Below are 25,511 nucleotides of genomic sequence, written 5' to 3' on the forward strand. Positions count from 1 at the left end.
ATGAAAATCGCCACCTTCAATATCAACAACATCAACAGCCGGCTGCAAAACCTGCTGGCGTGGCTGGCGGCAGCCAAGCCCGATGTCGTCTGCCTGCAGGAGCTGAAGACGCGCGACCTGCAGTTTCCGCGCACGGCACTGGCCGACGCCGGCTATGGCGCGGTGTGGAAGGGCGAGCCGACCTGGAACGGCGTAGCCATACTGGCGCGAGGAGCCGAGCCGGTGCTGACCCGTGACGAACTGCCCGGCGATACCGCCGACAAGCAGAGCCGCTACATCGAGGCGGCGGTGTCGGGCGTCGTCATCGCCTGTCTCTACGCGCCCAACGGTAACCCGCAGCCGGGGCCGAAATTCCAGTACAAGCTGGCGTGGCACGCGCGGCTGGAGGCGCATGCCGCAGAACTGTTCGACACCGGCCTGCCGGTGGCGCTGGTCGGCGACTACAACATCGTGCCCGAGCCGCGCGACATCTACGCCACCCGCTCCTATGACGACAACGCGCTGGTGCAGCCGGAAAGCCGGGCGTCATTCCAGCGTCTGCTCGAGCAGGGCTGGACCGATGCGCTGCGCAAGAAGCATCCGAAGGAAACGCTCTACACATTCTGGGACTACCGCCGCAACCGCTGGCCGCGCGATGCCGGGCTGCGGCTCGACCACATCTTGCTGTCGAAGAAACTGGCGCGCCGCCTCACTGCTGCCGGCATCGACCGCGATGTCAGAGGTGAGGACGGCGCCAGCGACCACGCGCCGGTATGGGTCGAATTGAAGTGAATTTGGCTGCGTGATCGCGCCCACTTTCGTGGGCGCAGTTTTGCGCTATTTGTTTCGCTGCGGCGGCCGCATGATGAGCAAGGTGCGGCACCGGAGGGGAGTCCGATGGACAGGTTGGCCGAAAGGCTGTTTGCGCTTCCGCTGCTGGCGGCCGCTTTGGCTTGTCTGGTGCGGGCGTATCTGCTGCTCGGCGACAGAGATTTCAGCTGGAGCGGGATCGACCACATGCTGCACGGCCCAGCCACGCTGCGACCGGTGGTGTTCCTGACCGTCGGCGGGCTTTGCCTGCTTGGCGCCCTGTTGTTCTGGGCCGGACTGCTGCCGGGTCGGCGAAGCCAGCCTGCTGGAACGCCGCTTTTTGGCCGCGACGCCGAGATGGAATCCAAGGGTCGCCCAGGCTGGCGGCGCGCCTTCCTCATGTTGCCGGTGCTCGCCGTGTTGGCGCTGCTGGCCGACCACTTCCCTTGGGCGCGTGACGCCGGCCCGGGCGCTGAGGTCGTCGCCCCGAGGGAGCCCAAAGCCGAGCCGAAGGGCCAGGATATCGCCGGCGTCCCACCGGACCTGGCGACGCCGGCGGTTCCACCGAGTTCGCCGCCGCTCGCCACGCCTCCCGAGCCAACCCCGCCTGAGCAGGCTGCCAAACCGCCGGAACCGGCGCAGCCTACGCCTCCGGCTGCTCCCCCTCGGCCGCCACAAGTCGCAGTCGCTCCGGCGACACCGCCACCGGAGACTGCTCCACCGCCGGCTCCGGCGACACCGCCACCGCAAACCGTCGCGCCGTTGCCGCCGCCTCCGCCGGCGCTGCCGACCGAGCCCGACGGCCATCGCGACGCCGTCGTCTGGCTCGCCGTCTCGGCCGATGGCCGCGACATCATGAGCGCCAGCACCGACCATATGATCAAGCTCTGGGACATCGCCGGCAAGCGGCTGATCCGCAACCTTGGTGAACACAAGGACATGGCGCGCACGGCGCTGTTCATGCCCGACGGCGCAACCGCGCTGACCGCCGGCGACGATGGCGAGATCGTGCTGCGAAAGCTTGCCGACGGCGCGGTGCTGCATGTCTTCTCGTCGGGCGCGAATGGCGGCGTGCGTAAGCTGGCGATCAGCCCGGACGGCAAGCGCGCCGTCAGTGGCCACGACACCGGCAACGTCATCGTCTGGGATCTCGTCAACAAATCGGTGCTGCATGTGATGACCGGACATGACTGGCCGATCAGCACGGTCGCAATCTCGCCCGACGGCACGCGCGCGCTGAGCGGCTCCATCGACGGCACGCTGAAATTCTGGGACGTCGAAAGCGGCAAGCAATTGCGAAGCTGGCACGGCCACGAGCAGGGCACTTACGGCGCTGTCTTCACCGCCGACGGCCATCATGTCGTCACCGGCAGCGGCGACTACACGATCAAGCTCTGGGACCTCGACACGTTTAGGGAATTGCGCCGCTTCGAGGGTCACGAAGGCACCGTCTATACGCTGGCGCTGTCGGCCGACGGCAAGCGCTTGGCCTCCGGCTCGCTCGACGGCACGGCGCGGCTGTGGGATGTCGGCACCGGCGGCCAGACCGCCATGTTCGACAGCCGCACCGGCCCGATCTACGCCGTTGCCTTCGCCACCGACGGCACGCTGCTCACCGGCGGCGACGATCGCACCATCAGGGATTGGCCGGCGGCTGGCGGCGATGGCGAAATCCTGTTCGCCGGCGCACCGCAGTAGCGACATCAAATGCTTTGGATATTCCAGAACAGCCTGGCTTGCGCTATGGATTACTGGTGGCTGCAAATGGATTGGGGACGGTGAGCAACAACGACTGGGCGCCCAAAGTGGATACACCTGTCTACAGCCCGCCCAAGTCGCGTCGCCGAGGGGTCCTTACCGTCGTTCTGGTGTTGCTGGCGGCTTTTGTGCTGCTCGGTCCTGGCCGAAATTACTATGTGCAGTGGTCAGCCATTAAGAAGATTCAAGCGGCTGTCCTGGCAAAGGATTATCGCGAGCAATTCGATCAGATCTCCGTGCTGGCCGACATGGGAAATGCTGACGCACAGTACAATCTGGGATTATTGTACTGGCGTGGCCAGGGTATTGCCCAAAATGACAGGCAGGCGACCTACTGGTGGGGCAAAGCAGCCGAGCAAGGAAATTCAGATGCGGCATCCTTGCTCGCTCAGGCCTATTCCCATGGCCGAGGTGTCGAAAGAAACGACCAACTGGCGTTAAAATTTGCCACACAGTCGGCCGACAAGAGCAACGCGAATGGTTACTATGCCATCGGCACCCTGTACGCGCAGGGCCAAGGTGTTCCGCAAAGCTATGAGCAAGCTCTCTCCTGGTGGCGCAAGGCAGCCGATGGCGGCAGTACCGAAGCTGCCTACTGCATCGGTCGATCCTATTATCTCGGTGAAGGCGTCGAGAAGGACGATCAGCTCGCCGTGATGTGGGTGCGAAAGGCGGTCGACATGGGTGAGCCGAATGCCCAGTCTTTGTTGGGCACGCTGTATTCGCTTGGTCACGGCGTCGGTCAGGATGACCGCCTGGCCTTCGAATGGTGGATGAAAGCCGCGATCGCCGGTGTGCCGGAAGCGCAATACTCATTAGCAAATGCGTATGAATTGGGAAAAGGCATCGGCAAGGACGACGCCCAGTCGTTCGCCTGGTTGGTCAAGGCGGCGGAACAGGACAATGTCCGGGCGCAGTCTGCGCTGGCCTTTGCCTATGCTACGGGCAAGGGCATTGCCACAAGTGATGCCGAAGCATCGTCCTGGTGGCTGAAGGCGGCGAGCCGGGGAGACGCCTATGCGCAGGCGAACCTCGGCCTTGCATATTGGACGGGCGCCGGACTGACTCAGAGCGACGCTGATGCCGTTTCGTGGTGGCTCAAGGCCGCAAAGCAGGGGGACGTTTCGTCTGAACTGTACCTGGCTGTTGCCTATGCCCGCGGCAGAGGGATAGCCAAGGATGAAAAATCCGCCGAATTCTGGTTGCTGGAGGCAGCCAAGGCGGGAAATGTCGAAGCAGAACTCAACCTTGGCAAGCTTTATTACACCGGGATCGGCGGCAAGCCGAACTATCCGGAATCTGCCAAGTGGTTTTCCACATCGGCAAGCCACGGAAACGCCGAGGCCAGGACCTTCCTCGAAATGATGAAGGAAAAAGGCCAGTTCGACAGCAAGACGCTGTGAGCTCAGGGTCAGGCAACGCCGATGATGTCGGTGAGGTCGTGTCATACAATGGACATCGGCAGCGGATACCAAAACTGTCTTTCATCAGTCAATTTCGGAGGCCACTTATGCCTGCCGGCCATCTCCCCACTTGGGGGAGATCAGCAGCGTCGCCGTCACACCTTCCGTTTGAGGCGTGACACTCGCATCGCACGATGCGAAGACTCATTTGCTGCTGCATCTCGAGAATCCCATGCCCCTCCACATCGTCGAAGCCTCGATCGCCGACCTGCGCCGGGCGCTGGAGGCCGGCACCGTCACCAGCGTCGAGCTGGTGGGCGCTTATCTCAGGCGCATCGCGCATTACGACCGCCATGGCATCGCGCTCAATGCCGTGCCGGTGCTTAACCCGGCAATGTTCGAGGAGGCGGCGGCGTCCGACCTGCGGCGGCGCAATGGTGCCACCCTCGGGCCGCTCGACGGCATCCCCTACACCGCCAAGGACAGCTATAAGGTGAAGGGCCTGACGGTGGCCGCCGGCTCGCCCGCCTTCGAGCATCTCGTCGCCAACGAGGACGCTTTCACCATTGCCAGGCTGAGGGCCGGTGGTGCTGTGCTGATCGGGCTGACCAACATGCCGCCTATGGCCAATGGCGGCATGCAGCGTGGCGTCTATGGCCGCGCCGAGAGCCCCTACAATGCCGACTATTTGACCGCCGCCTTCGCTTCCGGCTCGTCCAACGGCTCGGGCACGGCCACCGCCGCCAGCTTCGCCGCCTTCGGGCTGGGCGAGGAGACATGGTCTTCCGGCCGCGCGCCGGCGTCCAACAATGCACTTGTCGCCTACACGCCGTCGCGCGGCGTCATTTCGGTCAGGGGCAACTGGCCGCTGGTGCCGACCATGGATGTGGTGGTGCCGCACACGCGCGGCATCGCCGACATGCTGGAACTGCTCGACGTGATCGTCGCCGACGATACCGAGACGCGCGGCGATTTCTGGCGCGCGCAGCCCTGGGTCTCGATCGCGAAAAGCGCTGCTCTCGGGCCGCCAAGCTACACTACACTCGCCTTGGAGGGCTCGTTGAAAGGCAAACGCCTCGGCGTGCCGAAAATGTATATCGGCCGCGACGGCGGCGCGCCCAAACCCATCGAGACCCGCGCCCCGGTGCTCGACCTCTGGCGGCAGGCGGCGCGTGACCTGGAAAAGCTCGGCGCGGAGGTGGTCGAGGTCGATTTCCCCGTCGTCTCGAACTATGAGCGCGACCGTCCGGGCACAAAAACCATGGTCGAACGCGGGCTGGTGCCGGAAGCCTTTGCAGAGCGCGAAATCTGGGATCTCTGCATCTGGGGCTGGGACGATTTCCTGCGCGCAAATGCCGATCCGGTGGTCCCCGACCTGGCTGCGGTCGACGGCCCAAAGATTTTCCCGCAGCCGCCGGGCGCGCTGCCGGACCGCTATGGCGATGACGGTTTCGATCTGGCGGACTATGTCACACGCGCCAAACAGGGCGTGACGCCATTGCTGGATATTCCAATGCTGGCGGAGGGTCTGAAGGGATTGGAGGCGACGCGGCGCATCGACTTCGAGGACTGGCTGGACGCGAACCGGCTCGACGCCGTCGTGCTGCCGGCGGTCGCCGATGTCGGCGATGCCGACGTCAACGAGACCTCTGCAGCAATCGCCTGGCGCAACGGCACCTGGGTTGCCAACGGCAATCTGGTGTGGCGTCATCTCGGCATTCCGACCGTCACCGTGCCTATGGGAACGATGGCCGATATCGGCATGCCGGTCGGGCTGACCTTTGCGGGCAAGGCCTATGCTGATGCGGAGTTGCTGCGGCTCGCCGGCGATTACGAGCGCGCCACCCAACGCCGCACCAGCCCGCCGCGCACGCCGGAATTGCCGGACGATGTGTTTGCGGGGCGGCCTGGTGGATTGCGGGCCAGCGATGCGCCGGCGCCGAGGCTTACGCTTGTTGCCGAGACGACGCGGCGAGGAGACCAGGCCGAGATCGCCGTGACGGTTGAACTCGATGCGGAGACCGCTGGCGTCAAGGTTCACGTCAATGGCGAACCGGTCGCTCTGCGGCGCAGCGGCACAAGCTTTCACGGTCGCATCCTGGTGCCCGCCGGCGAGCACGAAAGAATGCACAGTGTGTGGCGAGGCGCTTACGGCTCGATCGTTACGGCCGTCATACGGCTGGAGGATGGACGCACGGCTGGTGCTTACGTGGTCGCGGGTGGAATCGGGTGAGGTACATGTAATCTCCCCAAGGGGGAGATCAGCAGCTTCGCCGTCTTGACCCTCCCATCGCCCGCGTTATCTTCTCGCCATGCCAAACCTCGCTCCCCTCATCGTCATCGATCTCCAGACCAACATGTTCGACGGGCGCGTCGAGCCGCCGATCCATGATGCGCCGGGCATAGCCGAGCGTACCCGCTCATTGATCGACTGGGCACGGCGCAGCGGGCGAAAAATCGCGTTCGTGCGGCATGACGGGCCGGCCGGCGATCCGCTGGCGCCGGGCGAGCCGGGTTGGCCGGTATGGCCGGAACTCGGCCAGGCCAAGGACGAGCCGACATTCTCCAAGACCGTCCGCAACGCATTCTCGAATGCCGAGCTTGGCGCCTGGGTGGCCGGGCAGGGGGCCGGCGAAGTCGTGCTCGCCGGAGCGCAAACCGATTTCTGCATCGCCGGCACCGTCAAGGGCGCCCTGGCCGAGGGCCTCGGCGTCACTGTCGTTTCCGATGCGCACTCGACGCTGGACACTGAAGGCGAAACCGCGACCGAGATCATCGCCCGGTACAATGCTGATTTCACCGATGCCGGCGTCACGCTGGTGACGACGAAGGCGCTGACCGGCGACTGAAGCACCGCGCTTCGAAGAGTGGGAGACTGCCGTGCCAACCCTGAAATTGCCGGCCGAAGGCGGATGCCGCTGCGGACGCGTGCGGCTCAAGATTTCCGCAAAGCCGCTTTTGACCATGGCTTGTCATTGCACCGGCTGCCAGACCATGTCGGCCAGCGCCTATTCGCTAAGCGCCGCCATTCGCTCCGACGGCTTCGAGATCACGCTAGGCGAGCCGGTGATCGGCGGGCTGCACGGCGCCTCGAAACATTTCTTCTGCCCACATTGCATGAGCTGGATGTTCACGCGCCCCGAAGGGCTCGACTGGTTCGTCAATCTGCGTCCGACCATGCTCGACGAGCCCGGCTGGTTCACGCCGTTCATCGAGACATGGACCAGCGAGAAGCTGCCCTGGGCGACGACGCCTGCGGTGCACAGTTATGAGGCGCTGCCGGCCTTTGAGGAATATGAGGGGCTGGTGGCGGAGTTTGCTGAAACCGCGAGTCTCCCCACTTGAGGGGAGATGGCGGCAGGCCAGAGGGGGTCGGTGCGACTGGGCTCGACGTCCTTGCTGCAGATGGAAGGTTGGCGCTTCACGCGCGGCGACCCCCTCTGTCGCCTTCGGCGACATCTCCCCCTCGAGGGGGGAGATAAGCCCCGCTAAAAATTTGCATCGAATCGATTGCGCAAACGTTTCGATGGCCCTAAACTCCCTCAAAATCCGCCATCAGAGCGGACGGGAAACGCATAGGGAGGAGCGCTTGCAGGCGCTTATTTGTCTTGCCGACAATGGCTGAAGTGGCGCGGCGCGCCGGTGTGTCGGTGTCGACCGTCTCGCATGTCGTCAACAACACGCGCTTCGTTTCGCTGGAAAAGGCGAGGCTGATCAACGACGCCATTGCCGCCATGGGCTACCAGCCCAACGAGCTGGCGCGCTCACTGAAGGCCTCGACCACCAACAGCGTCGGCCTGGCGATCTCGGCGATCTCCAACCCTTATTTCACCGACATCATCTGCGCGGTCGAGGCCGAATGCGCGCGGCTCGGGCTGATGGTCTTCCTGTCGGACACCCAGGAAGATCCCGACCGCGAACTGCAGGTGGTGCGCGCTTTTCATCAGCGCCGCGTCGACGGCGTCATCCTGGCGCCGTCGGGCTCGCCGCAGCGGGCCATCGACTATCTCGCCGACAAGAAGATGCCATGCGTTCTGATCGACCGTTTCGCCGACGAGCGCTTCGATCAGATCGGCGTCGAGAACGAAACGTCGATGCGCGCGCTGATCGACCATGTCGCCTCCTTCGGCCACAAGCGCATCGGCTATATCGCCGGACAGCCCGGCCTGACGACGACGCGCGAGCGCATCGAGGCGTTCCAGGCTTCGCTCGCCGCCAATGGACTTGAGTGCGTGACGCGCTATCTCTCGGCCGAGAATGTCGACACGGCGGCGGCGACCGCATCCACCCACGCCATCCTGTCGCTGCCGTCGCCACCAACCGCATTGGTCACCGGCAACAACATGACGACGATCGGAGCCGTCCGCGCCATCCGCGAAAAAGGCCTCACCATTCCGGGCGATCTGTCGCTGGCCGGCTTCGACGATTTCGAATGGGCCGATTGTTTCGAGCCGCGCCTGACGCTGGTGGCGCAGCCCTGCACCGAGATCGGCCGCCAGGCGGCAGCGCTGCTCAGTGCCCGTATAGCCGCGACCGCTTCAGCGCCGCGTTCGGTGCGGCTGCAGGCGACGCTGCGGGCGCGCGCCTCCTGCGGAAGGCCGACCCACAGGAGGCTAACATGAGCGCGCCGCTGCTGATAATGACCGGCGCCGTCAAACGCTTCGGCGGCGTGCAGGCGCTGCGCGGCGTCGACTTCGACCTCAAGGCGGGCGAAATCCACGCGCTGCTCGGCGAAAACGGCGCCGGCAAGTCGACGCTGATGAACCTTCTGTCGGGCGTCTACACGCCGGACGAAGGCACGATCGAGATCGACGGCAAACCGGTGCGCTTCAACAACCCGCGCGAGGCGCAAGCGGCAGGCATCGCCACCATTTTCCAGGAGCTCGACCTGGTGCCGTCGCTCGATGTCGCCGCCAACCTGTTCCTCGGCCGCGAATTGATGCGTCCGGGCGGCTTCCTCGACGTGCCGGCAATGCGCCGCGAGGCCAAGAAGCGGCTGGAAGCCATCGAGATCGCAATCGATCCGGCCGCCATGGTGGCGGACCTGTCGATCGGCCAGCGCCAGGTGGTGGCGATCGTCAAGGCGCTGTCCTACGCCTCGCGCGTGCTGATCATGGACGAGCCGACGGCCGCACTTACCGTCGGCGAAGTCGAGCGGCTGTTCGACATCATGAGAAAACTCGCAGCCACCGGCGTCGGCATCGTCTATATCTCGCATCGGCTGGAGGAAGTGCCAGGGATTGCCGACCGGGTGACGGTGATGCGCGACGGCCGCGTCGCCGGCATCACCGAGCCGCACGCGCCGCAGGCGGAGCTGGTCAGGCTGCTGGTCGGACGTCCCCTGGACGAGCTCTATCCGCAACGCGCCAAGGCCGCGGGCAAGCCGCTGCTCAGCCTGAGGAACGCCAGCTTCAAACTCGCCCGCGACAGCGCCGGCTGGCAGGCGCCGCAAGGCGTTTCGCTCGATGTCCATGAAGGCGAGATCGTCGGTCTTGCCGGCATCATGGGGGCAGGGCGCACCGAACTCTTGTCCGCGCTCTACGGCACCGGCCTGTCGGGCCGCTGGGAGGGCGAGGTCGCCATATCGGGCAAGCCGGTAAAACTGGATTCGATCAGCGCTGCCCGCCACGCCGGCATCGCCTTCGTCACCGACGACCGCAGGGGGTCGGGCCTGATGCTGCGCATGGCCGTCGGCCTCAACCTGGTGATGTCGGTCATATCCAGGATCTCGCCGAACTGGCTGGTCTCGCCGCGCCGCCAGGCCGAGGCGGTGAAGGAATCCTTCGGTCAGTTCGATATCCGGCCGAAGAACCCCGATATCGCCGTCGGCGCGCTGTCTGGCGGCAACCAGCAGAAGGTGGTGCTGGCCAAGGAGATCCTCGGCAATCCGCGCCTGTTGCTGCTCGACGAGCCGACACGCGGCGTCGATGTCGGCGCCAAGGGCGAGATCTACCAGCGGCTCAGGGCACTCGCGGCGCAAGGGCTGGGCATTCTGGTGGCGTCCAGCGAGATGCCGGAGCTGATCGGTCTGTGCGACCGCATCGTGGTGCTGCGCCAGGGGCGCAATGTGGCGGAATTTTTGGGCGGCGTCGACGAGCACACTGTGCTGGCCGCGGCTAACGGCAGGGAGGCCTGATGTCTCAGGACAACAATCCAGTGGCAGCGAGCCCAGTGACGGCGGCGCCTCAAAAGCATCGCGACCCGCTGGCGCTGATCGTGCGCTTCCAGAGCCTGATCGGCCTCGTGCTGGTGGCGATCGGCGGCATCATCTTCTCGCCGCGCCGCCACGGCGAGATCCTGTTCCTCAACCCCGACAACATCGCCAACATCGTGCGCGCGGTGTCGGAGACCGGCATCATCGCCATCGGCATGACCTTCGTCATCATCACCGCCGGCATCGACCTCTCCGTCGGCGCGGTGCTTGGCCTGTCCAGCGTCGTCACCGCATCGATGATGATCTCCGGCGGCTTCGGCCTGATCCCCACCATCCTCGCCGTGCTCGCTTTGGGCATCGTCTTCGGCGCCATCCAGGGTACCATCTCCACCCGTTTTAGGCTGGAACCATTCATCGTCACGCTGGCCGGCCTGCAGGCCGCGCGCGGCCTGGCGCTGGTCGTCTCCGGCAACCAGTACATCAACATTTCCTATGGCGAAGGGCCGGGCCTGGCGCCGCCGGTGTTCGCCGTGCTGGGCGAGCGGCTGTTCAACAACACCGTGCCGGTGGCGACGCTTGTGTTCGTCGTCTTTGCCGCGATCGCCACCATCGTCCTCAACACCACGCGCTTCGGCCGCTATGTCTTTGCCGTCGGCGGCAATGAGCGCGCCGCGCGCATATCCGGCGTGCCGGTGTCGATGGTGAAAATCTCGGTCTATGCCATCACCGGCTTTGCCGCCGCCCTTGCCGGCATCGTGCATGCCGGCCAGTTCAATTTCGGCAGCGCCAATGACGGCATGGGCTATGAGCTGACGGCCATCGCCGCCGTGGTCATCGGCGGCACCAGCCTGTTCGGCGGCGCCGGCTCGATGGTCGGCACCGTTGCCGGCACCATCATGCTGGGCGCACTCGCCAACATCCTGCAGCTCAACAACATCACGCCCGCCATGCAGCTGCTCGCGACCGCCGCGATCATCGTCCTGGCGGCAGTGCTTCAATCCCTCGTTCGCCGCCGCGAGGGGTTGGGTCGTTAGTGCATGTCGCGCAAAAGGTTTTGCGATGACGACATGCACAAACAAACAAGGAGGAGACGGCAACACGTGAACGTCAAACCAAGGTCTGGCCCCCCGGCCGGACGAGGAGGAGAGTGAGTTATGAAAACGACACTAAGAGGATCGACCCTCAAGGCCGTGCTGCTGGCCGGCGCCGGCCTGTGCATTGCAGGCTCCGCTTACGCCGCCGAGCCGCTGGTGAAAGCCTGCGCCAAGGACGGCCAGTTCGTCATCGGCTTTTCGCAGGCCAACAATGCCGAGCCCTACCGCCAGCACGTCAATGACGAGCTGGAGGCGGCCGCCAAGGAAGTGCCCGGTTTCACGCTGCAGATCGCCGACGGCGCCGGCAACGTCAACACGCAGACCTCGCAGGTCGACAATTTCATCACCCAGAAGGTCGATATCCTTTTGATCTCGCCCTTCGAGGCCGCACCGCTGACGCCGGCGGTGAAGCGCGCCATGGATGCCGGCATCCCGGTCATCGAGCTTGACCGCAAGACGGTCGGCGACCCCGGCAAGGACTACACCGCCTTCATCGGCGGCGACAATTTCAAGATCGCCGAGGAAGCCGGAAAGTACACCGCCAAGACGCTGCTGCCCGATGGCGGCGAGGCGGCGGTGCTGCAAGGCCTGCCGAGCTCGACGCCGGCGGTGGAGCGCCTCAACGGCTTCAAGGAAGGCGTGAAAGGCAACCCGAAGGTCCAGATCGTCGCCGAGCAGGCCGCCGACTGGGTGCCGGACAAGGCGCAGGTCGCCTTCGCCGCCATGCTGCAGGCGCACCCTGACATCAAGGTACTCTACGCCTCCAACGACATGATGGCCGCCGGCGCGCTGCTTGCCGCCAAGGGCGCGGGCAAGGACGTCAAGATCATCGGCACCGACGGCCTGCCAGGCCCGGCCGGCGGCATCGAAGCCGTCGCCAAGGGCGACTGGGTCGCAACCTTCACCTACCCGACGGGCGCCAAGGAAGCGATCGAGATGTCGAAAAAGATCCTGCTCGATTGCGCGACCGAGGTGGACAAGACGGTGACGGTGGAAACCACCGCGATCACGGCCGAGAATGCCAAGCAGATGATGGGGAAGTGAGGGCGGAAGAGCCCGGCACTGAGGTTTGTGAGCAAGGCCCCGGACGGGGCCTTGTTTGTTTGGGGGGAGCGCTGGCCCTGCCGAAGAAATGGCAGCGTCGCGCCTCATCTCGGTCGCGATGACCTGCGTTGCCATACCTGTTCGTTCGCCCCCCTTGGTCGCATGCTCGTCAACGAGTTCGTCAAAGCTCGTGGCGGTCTTGAACGGGCGATATGGTCGAGGCCAGAAAACAACTGAGGGAGGTACACGCTAGGATGCCGAAATACGTCCCCATTGTGGAGCCAGCCACTGCGAGAAGATCGGACTCTTGTTTATTCTCAACTTGGATCACCGTTCCGAGCGATCACCATGTGCCTCTTCATGGGATCGCTTGCTTAGCTGCTGCAAATGGAGTGTTCTGACCAGCATATGGCTCATTCTTTACGGCCGCTGACGATGAAGAGTCCTGCTCAAGCAATTCAGCTCGCTGGCGAGCGGCGCCAGGTAACTGCGCTCTTCTACGACGTCGTTGGATCGACAGAGCTGCTGCAGCGCAGTGATCCGGAAGAATTTTCCCGTTTACTGGCAGATTTTCACCGTGTTTCCGAAAAGATCATCCAGCGTCATGGCGGTTTGCTCCACCAGAAGCTGGGCGATGGGGGATGCAGCTACTTTGGCTATCCTGAGCAAGCGGAGGACGCCGCAGAAAAGGCCGTTCGGGCCTCGCTCGACCTGATCGATGGGTCGGTCAGACTTCAGAAGGCTCAGCATCATCCATTCAAAATCCGAGTGGGGGTGGCTACCAGCCTGGTCGTAATTTCCTCCGACGGCAGCGGGATCATCGGAACAGCACCAGTGGTGGCCGCTCGACTCCAGGCAGAGGCGGAGCCGAATTCGGTTGTTGTCGCCGACTCGACCTATCTACTGACGCGTAATCGATTTGACTACCATTTCCTCCGCGGTGCCCATCTCAAGGGCTTTGCCGACCCGATGCCAATCTGGCGCCCGCTTTCGACAATTGCCACGGCCCAGAGATTCTCGCCCAACCCGGAGCAGCGCACGCCAATGCGCGGCCGCGACGAAGAACTTGGCAAGCTGCGGGCAGCATGGCGTGCTGCCCGCGAGGGAAAGGGCCGGTCAATGGTGGTTCTGGGCGATGCGGGGATAGGTAAATCCAGGCTTGTGAGCGAACTTCGCCGTCAACTCCAACCCGAAAACGACTCCGCTTTCGCTTTGCAATGCCACGCGCGTCTCACCAGCCAGCCTTTACATCCATTCATCGGCTTTCTTGAGACGACCCTTGGGACGTTGGCACTTCAGAGTCGCGACGGCAGTGCGTTACGCAAGGCCCTGCGACAGGCGGGAATAGCGGTTGATGCCAACGCTGCAACAGTGATCGCCGACTTTGTGGGTGAACAACGAAGAGCGACGTCTGGGAGCATCTGGTTGGCCGATATGTCCGGCCAGCAACGCAGGAAAGAAGTGATTGACGCAGCCGCCCAACTGCTTTGCAGCAGGGCATCCAAGGGCCCACTCCTTGTTGCCGTCGAGGATGTTCATTGGGCCGACAATATGACCTTAGAGCTGCTCGACGTGCTGACAGCACACGTGCGGGAGCTGCCTATGCTCCTTGTCCAAACGTCCCGGTCGGCGGTCTCAGGTACAGGGCGTGAGACATTGACGCTTTCGGGTCTCGATCACACAGCGATGAGTCACTTGGTGGCCTCGATTTGGGGAGAAGCGCCGCCACCTGATCTGACTTCGTTTGTTCTGCAAAAATGCGATGGAATGCCCTTGTATGCTGAGGAACTTACCCTTTTCATGCGGACCCGGCACGCCTTGGCACAAGGGTCGTCAAGCTGGACGAAATTACTGAGTGAGAGCGGGGTCTCTACGCTGAATGATCTCCTTTCGGCCAGGCTTGCCGACGTCGGGCATGCCCGTCGAATCGCTCAGCTCGCAAGTGTCATCGGAAGGGAATTCAGCGCTGCTCTCCTGCGTGACCTTCTCGACGGCATTGACGTCTCTACGCTGGAGACCGATCTAAACGCCCTTACGTCGAGCCGCGTCATTGAGCGAAAGGAAACTAACGGCGATATTTATCGCTTTCGCCATGCCCTTCTGCACGAAGCGGCCTACGGGAGCCTTCTCAAGAGTGATCGACGCGACATCCACAAACGCATCGGACGTCTTCTGATTGAAGAAGACGTGCCGAGTCTGCCTGCAAGCGTCGCCGCTTGGCAGTGCGCGCAAGGGGGTATGCATGTCGAGGCTGTGCGCTTCGCTCTGAGCGCCGGCGAAGCATGCGTGCTGCATTCGGCGATGCAAGAGGCGGACCAATTGCTGGAGCTTGCAACTGAACAAATCGATGCGATGCCTCGGCAGCCCGCTCGCACCGTGCTCTTGCTAGACTTGCTACAGCTTCAAGGGGTCGTATCAGTTTCCCTCGAAGGAGAAGGATCTGAGAAAGCGCGCAAGATCTACGCGCGGGCCGTGTCACTCATGCGCCGGCAGCCCGTGGCTAACAGGGCCGAACGTTTTTCGCTGTATTGGGGGTGGTGGTTTACTGCATCGAACATTCGCACACAGCAATCGCGCGCACATTTGCTGGTCGACGAGATGAGGAGCGCCGAAGATGTCGAAACGCGTCTTCAGTCCTACCATTGCGCATGGGCGACAAGTTTTCAGGCGGCGCAACACGATTTCTGCTTGGACTGCGTCGCAAGAGGCCTCGCACTGTATGATCCTGACCGTGCCATCAGAGACCGCGCCTTCTACGGCGGGCATGATGCCAAGGTATGCGGATTGGGGGAGCGCGCCCTCTGCAACCTCCTTACGGGCGAGCATGCCTCCAGTGAGGTGGCAATCAGCCAGTGCTTGGAATGGGCAGCAGCGACCGACCACGTCGGCAGCATCGTGCACGCTCTACATTATACGATCGTGCTGCGTCGCTGTCAGGGCAGGTACCACGACGTGGCCAGTTTGGCGGAGCGTATGCGCTCGATATCCGAGCAACATGGATTAGCCGCGAGCCTCGCACGCGCCGACATCTATGGAGGGTGGGCTGAGGCCATGTCTTCCTCACTCGAGCGCGGCGCCAACCAGTTCGAGTCCGGACTCGACTTGCAGCAGAAGATAGGGACCGGGGACAATATGTCTATCCATATCGACATGCAGTCCGAGATCTTGCAGCGCTCGGGTAGGCCGGCTGAGGCGTCAGCGCTCGTCGACAAGGCGATCCTGCTCGGGCGGAAAGAGGGCCAATGGTTCTGGCTTTCGGAGCTGTATCGTCGCAGAGCGCAATTGCGGCAAGTATTGGGAGACAAGCCGCAGCGTGTCGTGAGCGACCTCCGTCGGGCCATCCAGACGGCAGAGAGCCAAGGCGCCAAATGGCTCGCGGTGCGAGCCGAGGATGACCTGCGCCTTCATGGGGGCTGAGGTGAGTGATCGGGCGAGGTGGATTCCGTCTGAGGAGGCACTTGATACTCTGCTGCAAGGGCCGTTCCCGGCCGCGGATGAGACGTGGGTTACGGTCAACCGGATTCTGGAGCGCAAGCGTGAATTCGGCATTACCAGGCTCGGGTCCATTACCGGACTGGACTGGATCGGTATCCCGGTTGTCCAGGTTGTCCGACCGGATTCGCGCTCGGTTGCCGTCAACCAGGGGAAGGGCCTGACTTACGCCCATGCTGCCATCTCGGGCCTCATGGAATCACTTGAGGGCTGGGCGTCAGAACGCATTTCGGCTGAGAAGACGTGGCAAGCTGGCCTTGCATCGGTTGACGGGGATGGCGCCTGGTCCCACTTGCTTGACCAACTCCTGCCGGCCGAACGCCATTCGCCACTGGGTTGGATCGAAGGTTGGGATCTCATGGCAGCCAGGCCATGCCCGGTGCCGCTTGCTCTGGTCGACACCGCGTACACCATTCCTTCACCGCATCCGCGCTGGTTGCTAAGGAATTCAGCCGGCCTCGCTGCTGGAACCAGTCTCCAGCAGGCTATGGCGCACGCCTGCTTGGAGATACTGGAACGCCATGCGCGTTGTATCGCGATGAGAACGCCGCATTTCTTTGACCGCTTCCAAGTCGAAACAGGAACCATCCATAACGGCACGGCAGCCGAGATCATCGAACGTCTGGCTCATGCTGGCTTTGCAGTCGGTGTTTGGTTACTCCCCTCCGCCCATGGGCTGCCTGTCTACTGGTGCCATGTCATGGAGGGAACCGGGCGACCTCCACTAGCACCACTCCCTGCTGCCGGTTTCGGCTGTGACGTTACTGATGACCGAGCGCTAGCCAAGGCACTTCTCGAAGCCTGCCAGTCGCGCCTCGGGGTCATTTCTGCTGCCCGTGAAGACGTAACTGGCAAGTTCTACGCGGCGCCCGCCGAGCGCGAACTTTCCGCGTGGCGTGAAATGCTGACAAGGTCCGGATCTCGCTATCCCGACGCTCGATCGCGTCCTGAGACCGCCAACCCGTTGAGAGCGGGCCTTGACGCCTTGCGGGTGGCGGGGGCCCGCGCGGTAGTGGCGGTGATCCTATTCTCGGACGAAAGCATTCCCGTTCATGTCGTTCGGGTCGTTGCCCCGCCTTTGCAGTCAAACCCGGAGTTTGAGGATGAGGTCTGATGTCGTTGTGTTTGTCGGGCCAACAATCGGGCCGATTGAAGCTCGGGCGCATCTTAATGCAATCTACTTGCCTCCAGTTAGCCAAGGCGACGTTGTGCGGGCCGTCCTCAAGCATCGGCCCGCTGCGATTGCCATCGTTGACGGTGAATTTGCGCAGCGACCTGCGGTTCGCCATAAGGAGATTCTGTGGGCTATGGCCGTCGGCGTGCAGGTCTATGGGGCGTCCAGCATGGGAGCAATCCGGGCGGCCGAATTGACCGACCAGGGGATGGTCGGGCACGGTTTTGTTTTCAGATGGTATCTACGCACCGTCATGGCCGATGACGCCGAAGTTGCCGTGGCCATGGCGCCGCCAGAGTTTGGCTCGTTTGCCTTGGGCGACGCGCTGCTGGACATAAGGCTGACACTCCGGAGAGCTGAACGCGAGCGCATCATCGGAAGGGAGTGTCGCCTTTACCTGGAGTATGAGGCGCAGTTACTCCATTTCACCGGCCGCAGCTATGACCAGATCCTCTCCATCGCCCTTTTGGGCTGTCGATATGACACGCAATTAAAAGACCTCAAAGGTTGGATCGCTCTCAATAAAGTCAGGCGAAAGCGAGCCGACGCGATTGGATTGCTTCGCCTCTTGGCGAACTTGTCCTTCCCTAGTGACGGTGTAGCGCCCCGCAGCCGCCCGTTTGAAGTCACGGAGGCGTTCCTTTTTGACCTTGAATATTCAGGCCTCTTGCAAGAATTCGTGACTTATCGGCCCCACTGAATATTGGCGTGACATTCGTACAAAGCCATGAGACATTCAAGGCAAGGGGTGGCTTGCATGGATGTGCACGCTGGACAGAAACTTGGCTTGGCCCTGGGCTCTGAGCGGGCGCTCGGCACTCGGTTTCTTATCTTTCCGCAAGCGCCGTTTGTGAAAGGGTATGAAAAGCCCGAGGTAGTTTGGTTGGCTCCGCCCGCTGGGTCTATCCTTGCCGGGCCTGCTGACGAGCGCATGTACGTTGTTGACCCGATCGAGCGGAAACGGCCGTATGCTTTCCCGGTCCTGCCGCCGTATATTGGCAATCAACGGCCGCCGGCAGTGCCAGGACCCGACGGACACTTTGATCACATAATTCCCAGCGCGCCGGCCTTTCTTTCAGCCCACAGCTACGCATGCGCACGCCATGTTCTGGACGTGTGCCAGGGCTATATCGGCCGCGATATAGTGTGGTTCTTTGAGCCGAACCTCAGCCGTCTTGAGATTGTTCCTTACATCCCTGACTGGGACAATGCGCATTCCGGTTTCGGGTTTCTCGAGTTGGGTGAGAACGATCCGGTCAGCCGGGCGTCCTGCTTCGCATTGAACTTTGATTCAATGGCGCATGAGATGGGACATCTCATCCTGCTGAGCGAGCTTGGTGTGCTGGAGGGAGACGGCGCAAATACCGATTTCTTCGCCTATCATGAGGCTGTTGCCGATTTTGTTTCTCTGCTTGGGCTTCTGCAATTCGATACAGCCGTCGATCGAATCCTTCGTCGCACAAGCGGCAATCTTCTTATCAACAATGAACTCGATCGCTTCGCCGAACTGAACGATGAAAAGCAGATCCGTTTGTTCAACAACTCGCTGCGAATTGGTGATGTAAGCGACGAAGTCCATGATCGTTCGAAGCCATTTGCGGCTGGCCTTTTTGACTGTCTGGTTGAGGTCTATCAGACACTTCTCTTCCAACGCGGACTGTCGGATGTCGATCCGCGGCGATATAGCCATCTGCGCCAGCAAATGGCTCCTTCAGTCATCGAAAAGAGCCTTCGCGACTCAAAAGCGGACTATGCAAACAAGCATTTCGCCAGCAAGGCCGCGCTGCAGGAAGCGCGGGATATCATCGGCGAATCGGTGGTCCGTTCCTGGTCTTACCTGGAGCCCGATAGCCTCACCTTCAGGACAGCAGCGCTGGCTTTCCTGGAGATGGCCGACCGCGGCCGGGGCCATCCTTACATGGATCAGCTCGAAGACTGCATGAAGTGGCGAAACATACTTTGACATCGAGGGAGCATCGAAATGATTGACTCGAACATACCAGCACCGCCGAGACCCGGCATCTACTACGCGGATTCTCTTCTACTATACGGAGCAAAAATGAACCAAAGGGAGGAGTATGGGCGGTTCAATGTGGGCCAAGGCGGCGACACGGAGCTGAGAGTCCAGATATTCAAGGCCAGGCAGGCTCAGACCAGCAAGGATTATTCGATCGTTCTCGCCTATGGCTATGCCTTCGAGGGGCATTGCTACAGACTGGATTCCAATCGCATTTTTATTGTCACCGGCCCCCCCGATGAAGACCCTGTTGGCTGCGGCTTCGAACCCCAGGTAGGCACTCCTGCACTCTATCGGATGTGGCGTATCAGAGCATCGACAGAACTGCTGGAGATCGCGACCAACTTTAGCGACGCCAAGACGCTCATTCTTGATGCCAATCTGCCTGGAAGGAAATCGCCGACCTCGTATGCCATCAATCAGACAATGGCACATCGAGACGGGCGCCTGACGCGCGACTAGGCTGAATAACGGTACGAAGGGAGAACAGTATGCCGATCACCGCGACAGTCAAATTCTGTGTTGATTTGACAAAGGTATCTATCACCGATGAAGTCTATGGTGGATATTGCAACGATACCACAGGTAAGCCGATTGATAATATAGATGCCCAGAGTGACAACCCTATCAGCTTCAGAGCTGTGCCGGACGACGATACTGACATGGGTTCGGTATCAATCGTTGGAACTGATGCCGCCAATGTAGAGTATAACGACACCTATACATTCAATGACGGCAACTGGTTCTTCTTTCCGAAATCGAAAGCGCCACCGGCCTTGGAAGTTATTACGCAAATGAAGAATTTCCAAGTATTCTCGGATCAATTTATTGTAAAAAAGTAGGCGCGTCGGCCAGCAACTGACGACGCCAACCTAGTGCCGAAATTCCCGAAGACCACAACTCGCGCTCGACCCGTTCTGCGAGGCCACAGACGACGTTGCTCTAGTTCCGCCATGTAGGCATTCGCAGCCCCAAGGGCCGCACGCCAACGTAAGACAAGCACGAACTGGCCCGGTTTGGCGCACCCAACTGAGCGCGCCAGCCCAGCCCCCCACTCACGGCGCAGCCGTGAACCCGCACTGCTTCTGTTCCATGTCGATCTGCTTGGTGATCCGGATGGCGTTCTGGGCGTAGGCTTCGGTCACCGAGCCGCTGTTGACGGTCTTGTCCTTCAGCGGGCTGACGGCCGCGCAGAGGTGGAAGACGTGCTCGGTGTCGGACTTCGCGGCGCCGTTTTCCGGCGCGATCCAGTAGACGATATCCTGGCCATTGGGGTGCGCCGCGTCCTTCGTCGCCGCGGCCACCGTGGTGGAGTCGGTGGCGATCGCCTGCGCCTGGGCGGCGACTTCGGGCGAACAGGCCGTGGTCGGCTGCCCCGCCTTGATCTGTTCCGCGCAGGTGTTCATGTCCTGCGTGTACTGCTCGACCGATGGCGGCTGGTAGCTGACCCCGATCAGCGTCGCCAGCACGGCCAGCACGGCGCCGATACCGCCGGCCACCTTCTTGCTCTTCGGGTCCATGTTCTTGTCGTTGAGGATCAGGATAACCAGCGGCAGGAAGGCAATCAGCGTGATGATCGCGCCGAGCTGGTTCTGGACGAAGAACCTGAACGTGTCGGATTCGCGGGCCGGGTCCTTCCGGTTGGCCGCCTTCCAGAGCAGGCTGCCGGCGATGGCGAAGATCGCGATGCCGACCAGGATGCCGATCAGCAGCGGCAGGTTTCCCTGGTCGAACTTGTGCTTGTAGAGCAGTACGATCCCGGCGATCTCGCCGCCAATGGCGATGACCCACGACAGCACGGCGAACAGGCGCAGCCGCGTGGCCCCGGACTTCTGGCCCTGTGTTGCTTGCCAGTCCTTGGTAACGTCTACGGTCGGCTTGTTGTCGGTCATGACCAGATCCCCCGGTATCGACACTTTTGCGGGGCGTCAAAGGCGCCCGGCGCAGCGTCATTGATCGAACGTCGCCTGCCCCGGCGCGAAAGCGCCACGGCAGACCCCATCCTTATTGCGCATGATGGGATTCGTCCATAGCCGAGGGGGCGGACGACGATGCCGGCGATGGCGCGGAGGAGGGCAGGGCAATCGCATAAGGGGCTGGCGCAATCCCATGCGATTGCCCGGGAAGAGGGAGTCACCCCTTGGCCTACACGAACCGGCCCAGCGCATCGACGATCAGATCACAGAGCTTCGCATGGTCGAGCTTCATCGCCACGCTATGGCGGAAGTCGGTCTGCTCGCTCGCCGTACCGCCGAAATGGTGCATCGCGCCCATTTTCTCGAAATTGCAGACCGTCATGCCCTTGGTCCAGCGTCCCGCAAGCTCGACGCGGATGTCGGCCCTTTGGACGCGGGCAGTCTGGCGCGGCCTCCTTAGCGACTCTCCCGTTCCCTGAATTGATTTGTATACAAATGTTTCTGGCGGGCATCGGTTTGTGAAGCGCTTCACCGTTGCCGCGCAATCGATCGGTTACAGAGGCCGTGCAAGAGCGGGCCTGAGGCAGCGCTCTGCTGCTGCATGGAGGTAACCGATGTTTGAAAGTCTCAGCAGAATTCGCGCTGCCCTGGCGCGCGCCAGCAAGCACAGGAAGACCGTGCGCGCACTGAATGCGCTGCCGACGGAGATCCAGAAGGACATTGGCTGGACGGAGTCGAGGTCGATCGATGAGATAAGGCTGCCGTTCTAGGGCCGCATCCAGCGTCGCTAATATATCGCTCGCCATCGATTGTTCGGAAGCGTACAGTGCAGCATCGTCGGCCACATCAATGGGCGCTGACGCTTGGGAGCGACCATCGCACTCCTGCCCCGACAGGAGGCATTGGAGCCATGGCGGAGCAACCGAGACAGTCCGGTCTGAGCGCCGAGGCGCTCGCGGCCTTGGCGCGGGAAACCGGGGCCTCCGAGCAGCAGATACAAGAGATCGCATCGCTGATCGGCAACGATCGCTCGTCCATCGTGCGCGAAGCGCGCATGGTTGCGGCTGACCGCCCGAAGCGCTGATCCAGGAAAAGCTGCTGGATTGATCCATGGGGCGTCGCCCCTGATTTGTCGGTTTTGTACGAAGTACAATGGCTGAATCCGAGTCAGCTATCGTCCAATGACCGTTTGCATTTGGGCAGGGCGCCGACGGCTGGGAGATTACATGTGCTCTTGCCCTTCGGGAGAGAGCGATGGACCAGTCGGTCAGCAAGGAGAAAAGCGGCCTCTTGCGCCGCATGAACCCGGCCGACTTCGCACTGCTTGCGCCGCATTTGCACCATCGTGTGCTCGATCTCAAAGCCCCGCTCGAAATGGCGGGCGAGCCGGTCGTCTCGGTATGCTTCCTGGAAAGCGGCCTGGCCTCGGTGGTGGCGAGGAACCGGCCGGGCCTGGACACCGAGGTCGGCATCATCGGCCACGAAGGCATGTCGGGCTCCGCTTTGGTGATGGGCGCCGACTGGGCGCCCCATGACTGCTACATGCAGATGCCGGGCGAGGCGGTGTGCATCGATTCCGAGCCGTTCAAGGCAGCGCTGCAGAAAAGCCCGACGCTTCGCGCCTTCCTGCTGCGCTATGCCCATTATCTGCACGGCCAGACCAAATCCACGGCGCTGAGCAATGCCCGCGCCAAGCTCGAGGATCGGCTGGCCAGATGGCTCCTGATGTGTGACGACAGGGTGGTCGGCCATCAGATCCAGATCACGCATGAGTTCCTGTCCGTCATGCTCGGCGTCAGGCGTCCGGGCGTCACCATCGGCCTGCAGATCCTGGAAGGGCGCGGCCTGATCCGGTCGCGGCGCGGCGAGATCGTCATCCGCGACCGGGATGGCCTGATCGCCGTCGCCGACGGCTTCTACGGCCAGGCCGAGGCCGAATACGAACGCCTGCTGGGCTGAGCCTGGCACGGGCTGGAAATGGCCGACGCGAATGCCGGTGAAAGCATGTTGCCAGAGCCGCGCCGGCCATTTGCGGCCATCTGGGGAGAGGCCGCCCGGCAAATCTAGCATCGGCGCAAAAGCGGGCAACGAACCGCAATGGCTTGGTAAAAAGCGTACATTCGAATTGTGTTGAACCTTGGTTCGGCAAGAGTATGAATCCGCTGTCGTCGACCATTGTATGGGGCGCTGGCGCCTGAGACTTCGACAGGCTCGCGCGCCCGATGTGAACGGGGAAAACCGAAATGGCAGAACTGCCTTTTCGATGTATCCGCCTTCGATTGCGCCATCCTGCGCGCCGCCTTCATCAAATCGGTGATGGAAGACAATGTCCCGGAAAAGCGGTGGCGCGCGCTCGCCGCCTCCCTGGTTCGCGACCTGACCGACCACGAAGACGTCGAGCCGGATCTGCTCGGCTGGATCACGCGCAAGTAGCGGTATCCTGACGGTCCGGCGGCTACCCCAGCCACCACCACAGCGCCGCGACCGCCGCAAGCACCGCCGCCACCGACAGCCCCAGCATGAAGTAGCTGCCCTTGATGATGTCGCCGATGATCTTCTTCACGCTTTCGCGGTCGTTGAGGTTGGGGAAAGGCTCGTTGGGCAGCGCCACGCCGAGGAAGCCGCAGAGCGGCGCCCAGCCATCGCTGACCTTGAACACCAGAAGCTTCTCCGGCGGCACGGCCGCTATCACCTCCTCGGTATAGGCGTTGTAGCGCGCCACCGCCTTGGCGCGGTCGTCCATCACGCCGGCAAGCGTGCGGCCCCAGATCAGTCTGTGCGACATGTCGCCGAATTTGCGGCCGAACGGCGTCAGCCATTCCAGCACCTTGAACTGCCACAATGTCTCGGTGAAGTGGATTGTGTCGATGGTGCTGTCGTACCAGGCCTCGGCGCCGCGCGGATGCAGGGTGAGCAGCACCTTGGCGTCGGGATAGGCGGCCATCAATTCGCGCCACACGCAGCATCCCGGATTGTCGACCGTCGCCTTGTAATTGGCAAAGACTCTGGTCCAGTCGTGCTGGCTGCCGGGCGGGCTGTTGGCCACCTTGCGCCAGAAGTCGAGATGGCCCTTGTTGGCCTTGTTGAGGATGACTTCCTGCATGTGATAGCTGGGAAGGCCCAGCCTGTTCAGCGCGGCAAAGGTCGACCATGTGCCGGTGCGGCCGAATCCGGCCCCGATGAGCTCAAGCGTCATTTTAACCCCCCTGGTTGAGACCGCTTTTCTTTTTATGCCGGTCCGCTCGGAATGAGGTTGCATCCGCGCCCCTCGGCGCGCAACAATTTTCCCTGTGCAGCGGCCAAAATGTGTTTGCTTTTTCGTCTGGGCCACGCGGAATGAGGGTCTGGCTATTCCAGCGGGTGAGGGAGCCTGATAATAGGTCAGTCAGATTGACCTAAATCGCATGGCCGGAACGGTCATGCTGGACCAGATGCCGTATCCCGGGAGGTGGGCTCGTGAGTTTGATGGACCTGTTGGCGTCGCGCGCCTCACGCATGAAGGCGTCGGAAATCCGCGAGCTGCTCAAACTGCTCGACCAGCCCGACATCATCTCCTTTGCCGGCGGCATCCCCGATCCGGCCTTGTTTCCGGCGCAGGCGATCGCCGATGCCTATGCCTCGGTGCTGGGCGGCGCGGAGGCGAGCGCAGCACTTCAGTATCAGGTCTCCGAAGGCTATCTGCCGCTCAGAAAATGGCTGGCCGGCCAGATGGGCAAGCTCGGCATTGCCTGCGACGAGCACAACATCTTCATCACCTCCGGCTCGCAGCAGGCGCTGGACTATCTCGGCAAGCTTTTCCTGTCGCCCGGCGACACAGCACTGGTAACATGGCCGACCTATCTCGGCGCGCTGCAGGCCTTCAACGCCTACGAACCGCGCTACGACCGGCTGACGCCGGACGGCGGCAACATGACGCCTGCCGCCTACCAGGCCGCTGCTGCCGCTGCAGGCGGCAAGGTGAAATTCGCCTATCTGGTGCCCGATTTCGCCAACCCGACCGGCGAGACGCTGAACCGCCAGCAGCGCGAGGCGGTGCTCGACCTCGCCGACGAGCTCGACATTGCCGTCATCGAGGACGCCGCCTATCGCGCGCTGCGCTATGACGGCGAGGGCCAGCCGCCGATCCTGGCGCTCGACTGCGAACGCTCAGGCGGCATCGAAAACGCCCGCACGCTATATTGCGGCTCGTTCTCCAAAATCCTGTCGCCGGGCATGCGCGTCGGCTGGGTCTGCGCGCCGCGCCGTGTCGTCGAGCGGCTGGTGCTGATGAAGCAGGCGTCGGACCTGCACAGCCCGTCGATCAACCAGCTGGTCATGCACCGCGTCTCCGAGGCCGTGTATGACGGCCAGGTGGAAAAGCTGATCGGCGCCTATCGCCAGCGCCGCGACGGCTTGCTTGCGGCACTCGAAGCGGAAATGCCGGATGGCGTCAGCTGGAGCCGACCGGAAGGCGGCATGTTCGTTTGGCTGACGTTGCCCGAAGGTGCGGACGCCACCGCGCTGCTCGCCCGCTCGGTCAAGGAAGCCCGCGTCGCCTTCGTGCCGGGCAACGCATTCTACGCCGACGGTTCGGGACGCAACACGATGCGGATGAGCTTTACGCTCGCAGATGAACGCGCCGTGGGTGAAGGCGTGCCGAGGCTGGCGAAATTGATGGGCTAATCTCCCCC

23 protein-coding genes are annotated in these 25,511 nt (G+C 62.5%); 20 read left to right on the plus strand and 3 right to left on the minus strand.

Features of this window, described 5'->3' with window-relative positions; all coding sequences use genetic code 11:
* From ACYG9Z_RS23845 to ACYG9Z_RS23920, 16 genes are all read left to right on the plus strand, one after another.
* Window positions 1–771, plus strand: a complete 771-nt coding sequence (locus tag ACYG9Z_RS23845; protein WP_023751893.1) for an exodeoxyribonuclease III — start codon at window positions 1–3, stop codon at window positions 769–771.
* Between the two features lie 105 nt (window positions 772–876).
* Window positions 877–2,487 (plus strand): WD40 repeat domain-containing protein, encoded by a 1,611-nt coding sequence (locus ACYG9Z_RS23850; RefSeq protein WP_352515048.1) that lies wholly within the window; start codon window positions 877–879, stop codon window positions 2,485–2,487.
* A gap of 80 nt (window positions 2,488–2,567) precedes the next feature.
* Window positions 2,568–3,950: an SEL1-like repeat protein gene (locus ACYG9Z_RS23855; protein WP_155922508.1), complete on the plus strand. Its 1,383-nt coding sequence runs from the start codon at window positions 2,568–2,570 to the stop codon at window positions 3,948–3,950.
* Between the two features lie 232 nt (window positions 3,951–4,182).
* Window positions 4,183–6,183, plus strand: a complete 2,001-nt coding sequence (locus ACYG9Z_RS23860; RefSeq protein ID WP_031244083.1) for an amidase — start codon at window positions 4,183–4,185, stop codon at window positions 6,181–6,183.
* 79 nt (window positions 6,184–6,262) lie between these two features.
* Window positions 6,263–6,799 (plus strand): isochorismatase family protein, encoded by a 537-nt coding sequence (locus ACYG9Z_RS23865; RefSeq protein WP_023685909.1) that lies wholly within the window; start codon window positions 6,263–6,265, stop codon window positions 6,797–6,799.
* Between the two features lie 31 nt (window positions 6,800–6,830).
* Entirely contained in the window at window positions 6,831–7,295 is a 465-nt protein-coding gene (locus ACYG9Z_RS23870; RefSeq protein WP_023715154.1) for a GFA family protein, read from the plus strand.
* A 263-nt stretch (window positions 7,296–7,558) separates the two neighbouring features.
* The gene (locus tag ACYG9Z_RS23875; RefSeq protein WP_023751896.1) at window positions 7,559–8,572 is read left to right on the plus strand and encodes a LacI family DNA-binding transcriptional regulator; all 1,014 of its coding nucleotides are present in this window, start codon (window positions 7,559–7,561) and stop codon (window positions 8,570–8,572) included.
* On the plus strand, window positions 8,569–10,086 hold the full coding sequence (locus ACYG9Z_RS23880) for a sugar ABC transporter ATP-binding protein (RefSeq protein ID WP_023715156.1): 1,518 nt from the start codon (window positions 8,569–8,571) through the stop codon (window positions 10,084–10,086). Before ACYG9Z_RS23875 ends, ACYG9Z_RS23880 begins: the two co-directional genes overlap by 4 nt.
* On the plus strand, window positions 10,086–11,138 hold the full coding sequence (locus tag ACYG9Z_RS23885; protein WP_023671400.1) for an ABC transporter permease: 1,053 nt from the start codon (window positions 10,086–10,088) through the stop codon (window positions 11,136–11,138). Before ACYG9Z_RS23880 ends, ACYG9Z_RS23885 begins: the two co-directional genes overlap by 1 nt.
* A gap of 120 nt (window positions 11,139–11,258) precedes the next feature.
* The gene (locus tag ACYG9Z_RS23890) at window positions 11,259–12,242 is read left to right on the plus strand and encodes a substrate-binding domain-containing protein (protein ID WP_023685914.1); all 984 of its coding nucleotides are present in this window, start codon (window positions 11,259–11,261) and stop codon (window positions 12,240–12,242) included.
* A gap of 408 nt (window positions 12,243–12,650) precedes the next feature.
* Entirely contained in the window at window positions 12,651–15,659 is a 3,009-nt protein-coding gene (locus tag ACYG9Z_RS23895) for an ATP-binding protein (RefSeq protein ID WP_245259888.1), read from the plus strand.
* Window positions 15,634–16,848, plus strand: a complete 1,215-nt coding sequence (locus ACYG9Z_RS23900; protein ID WP_023685916.1) for a YcaO-like family protein — start codon at window positions 15,634–15,636, stop codon at window positions 16,846–16,848. Before ACYG9Z_RS23895 ends, ACYG9Z_RS23900 begins: the two co-directional genes overlap by 26 nt.
* Window positions 16,838–17,608, plus strand: coding sequence for a TfuA-like protein (locus tag ACYG9Z_RS23905; RefSeq protein WP_023685917.1), 771 nt, complete (start codon window positions 16,838–16,840; stop codon window positions 17,606–17,608). The genes ACYG9Z_RS23900 and ACYG9Z_RS23905 overlap by 11 nt, the downstream gene beginning before the upstream one ends.
* Before the next feature lie 57 nt (window positions 17,609–17,665).
* On the plus strand, window positions 17,666–18,871 hold the full coding sequence (locus tag ACYG9Z_RS23910) for a gluzincin family metallopeptidase (protein WP_023715157.1): 1,206 nt from the start codon (window positions 17,666–17,668) through the stop codon (window positions 18,869–18,871).
* 96 nt (window positions 18,872–18,967) lie between these two features.
* Window positions 18,968–19,387 carry a hypothetical protein gene (locus ACYG9Z_RS23915; protein WP_023685919.1) on the plus strand — a complete coding sequence of 140 codons (420 nt, stop codon included), beginning with the start codon at window positions 18,968–18,970 and terminating at the stop codon, window positions 19,385–19,387.
* 29 nt (window positions 19,388–19,416) lie between these two features.
* Complete coding sequence (locus ACYG9Z_RS23920; RefSeq protein WP_023715159.1) at window positions 19,417–19,767, plus strand: hypothetical protein; 351 nt, start codon at window positions 19,417–19,419, stop codon at window positions 19,765–19,767.
* A 213-nt stretch (window positions 19,768–19,980) separates the two neighbouring features.
* Here ACYG9Z_RS23920 and ACYG9Z_RS23925 read toward each other — a convergent pair whose 3' ends face one another.
* Both ACYG9Z_RS23925 and ACYG9Z_RS23930 read right to left on the minus strand, forming a co-directional pair.
* Window positions 19,981–20,817, minus strand: coding sequence for an SLC5/6 family protein (locus ACYG9Z_RS23925; protein WP_023751898.1), 837 nt, complete (start codon window positions 20,815–20,817; stop codon window positions 19,981–19,983).
* 253 nt (window positions 20,818–21,070) lie between these two features.
* On the minus strand, window positions 21,071–21,223 hold the full coding sequence (locus tag ACYG9Z_RS23930) for a hypothetical protein (RefSeq protein WP_023751899.1): 153 nt from the start codon (window positions 21,221–21,223) through the stop codon (window positions 21,071–21,073).
* A gap of 232 nt (window positions 21,224–21,455) precedes the next feature.
* On the opposite strand from ACYG9Z_RS23930, the gene ACYG9Z_RS23935 reads away from it, so the two are divergent.
* From ACYG9Z_RS23935 to ACYG9Z_RS23945, 3 genes are all read left to right on the plus strand, one after another.
* Complete coding sequence (locus tag ACYG9Z_RS23935; protein ID WP_023671409.1) at window positions 21,456–21,611, plus strand: DUF1127 domain-containing protein; 156 nt, start codon at window positions 21,456–21,458, stop codon at window positions 21,609–21,611.
* Window positions 21,612–21,751: 140 nt separating this feature from the next.
* On the plus strand, window positions 21,752–21,925 hold the full coding sequence (locus ACYG9Z_RS23940) for a hypothetical protein (protein WP_023689840.1): 174 nt from the start codon (window positions 21,752–21,754) through the stop codon (window positions 21,923–21,925).
* A gap of 170 nt (window positions 21,926–22,095) precedes the next feature.
* On the plus strand, window positions 22,096–22,800 hold the full coding sequence (locus tag ACYG9Z_RS23945; protein ID WP_023751900.1) for a Crp/Fnr family transcriptional regulator: 705 nt from the start codon (window positions 22,096–22,098) through the stop codon (window positions 22,798–22,800).
* Between the two features lie 496 nt (window positions 22,801–23,296).
* On the opposite strand, the gene ACYG9Z_RS23950 is transcribed toward ACYG9Z_RS23945, so the two are convergent.
* Window positions 23,297–24,037 carry a sulfotransferase family protein gene (locus ACYG9Z_RS23950; RefSeq protein ID WP_023751902.1) on the minus strand — a complete coding sequence of 247 codons (741 nt, stop codon included), beginning with the start codon at window positions 24,035–24,037 and terminating at the stop codon, window positions 23,297–23,299.
* Window positions 24,038–24,306: 269 nt separating this feature from the next.
* On the opposite strand from ACYG9Z_RS23950, the gene ACYG9Z_RS23955 reads away from it, so the two are divergent.
* Complete coding sequence (locus tag ACYG9Z_RS23955; protein WP_031244084.1) at window positions 24,307–25,503, plus strand: aminotransferase-like domain-containing protein; 1,197 nt, start codon at window positions 24,307–24,309, stop codon at window positions 25,501–25,503.
* Window positions 25,504–25,511 lie beyond the last annotated feature (8 nt).

The organism is Mesorhizobium sp. RSR380A, assembly GCF_054719385.1.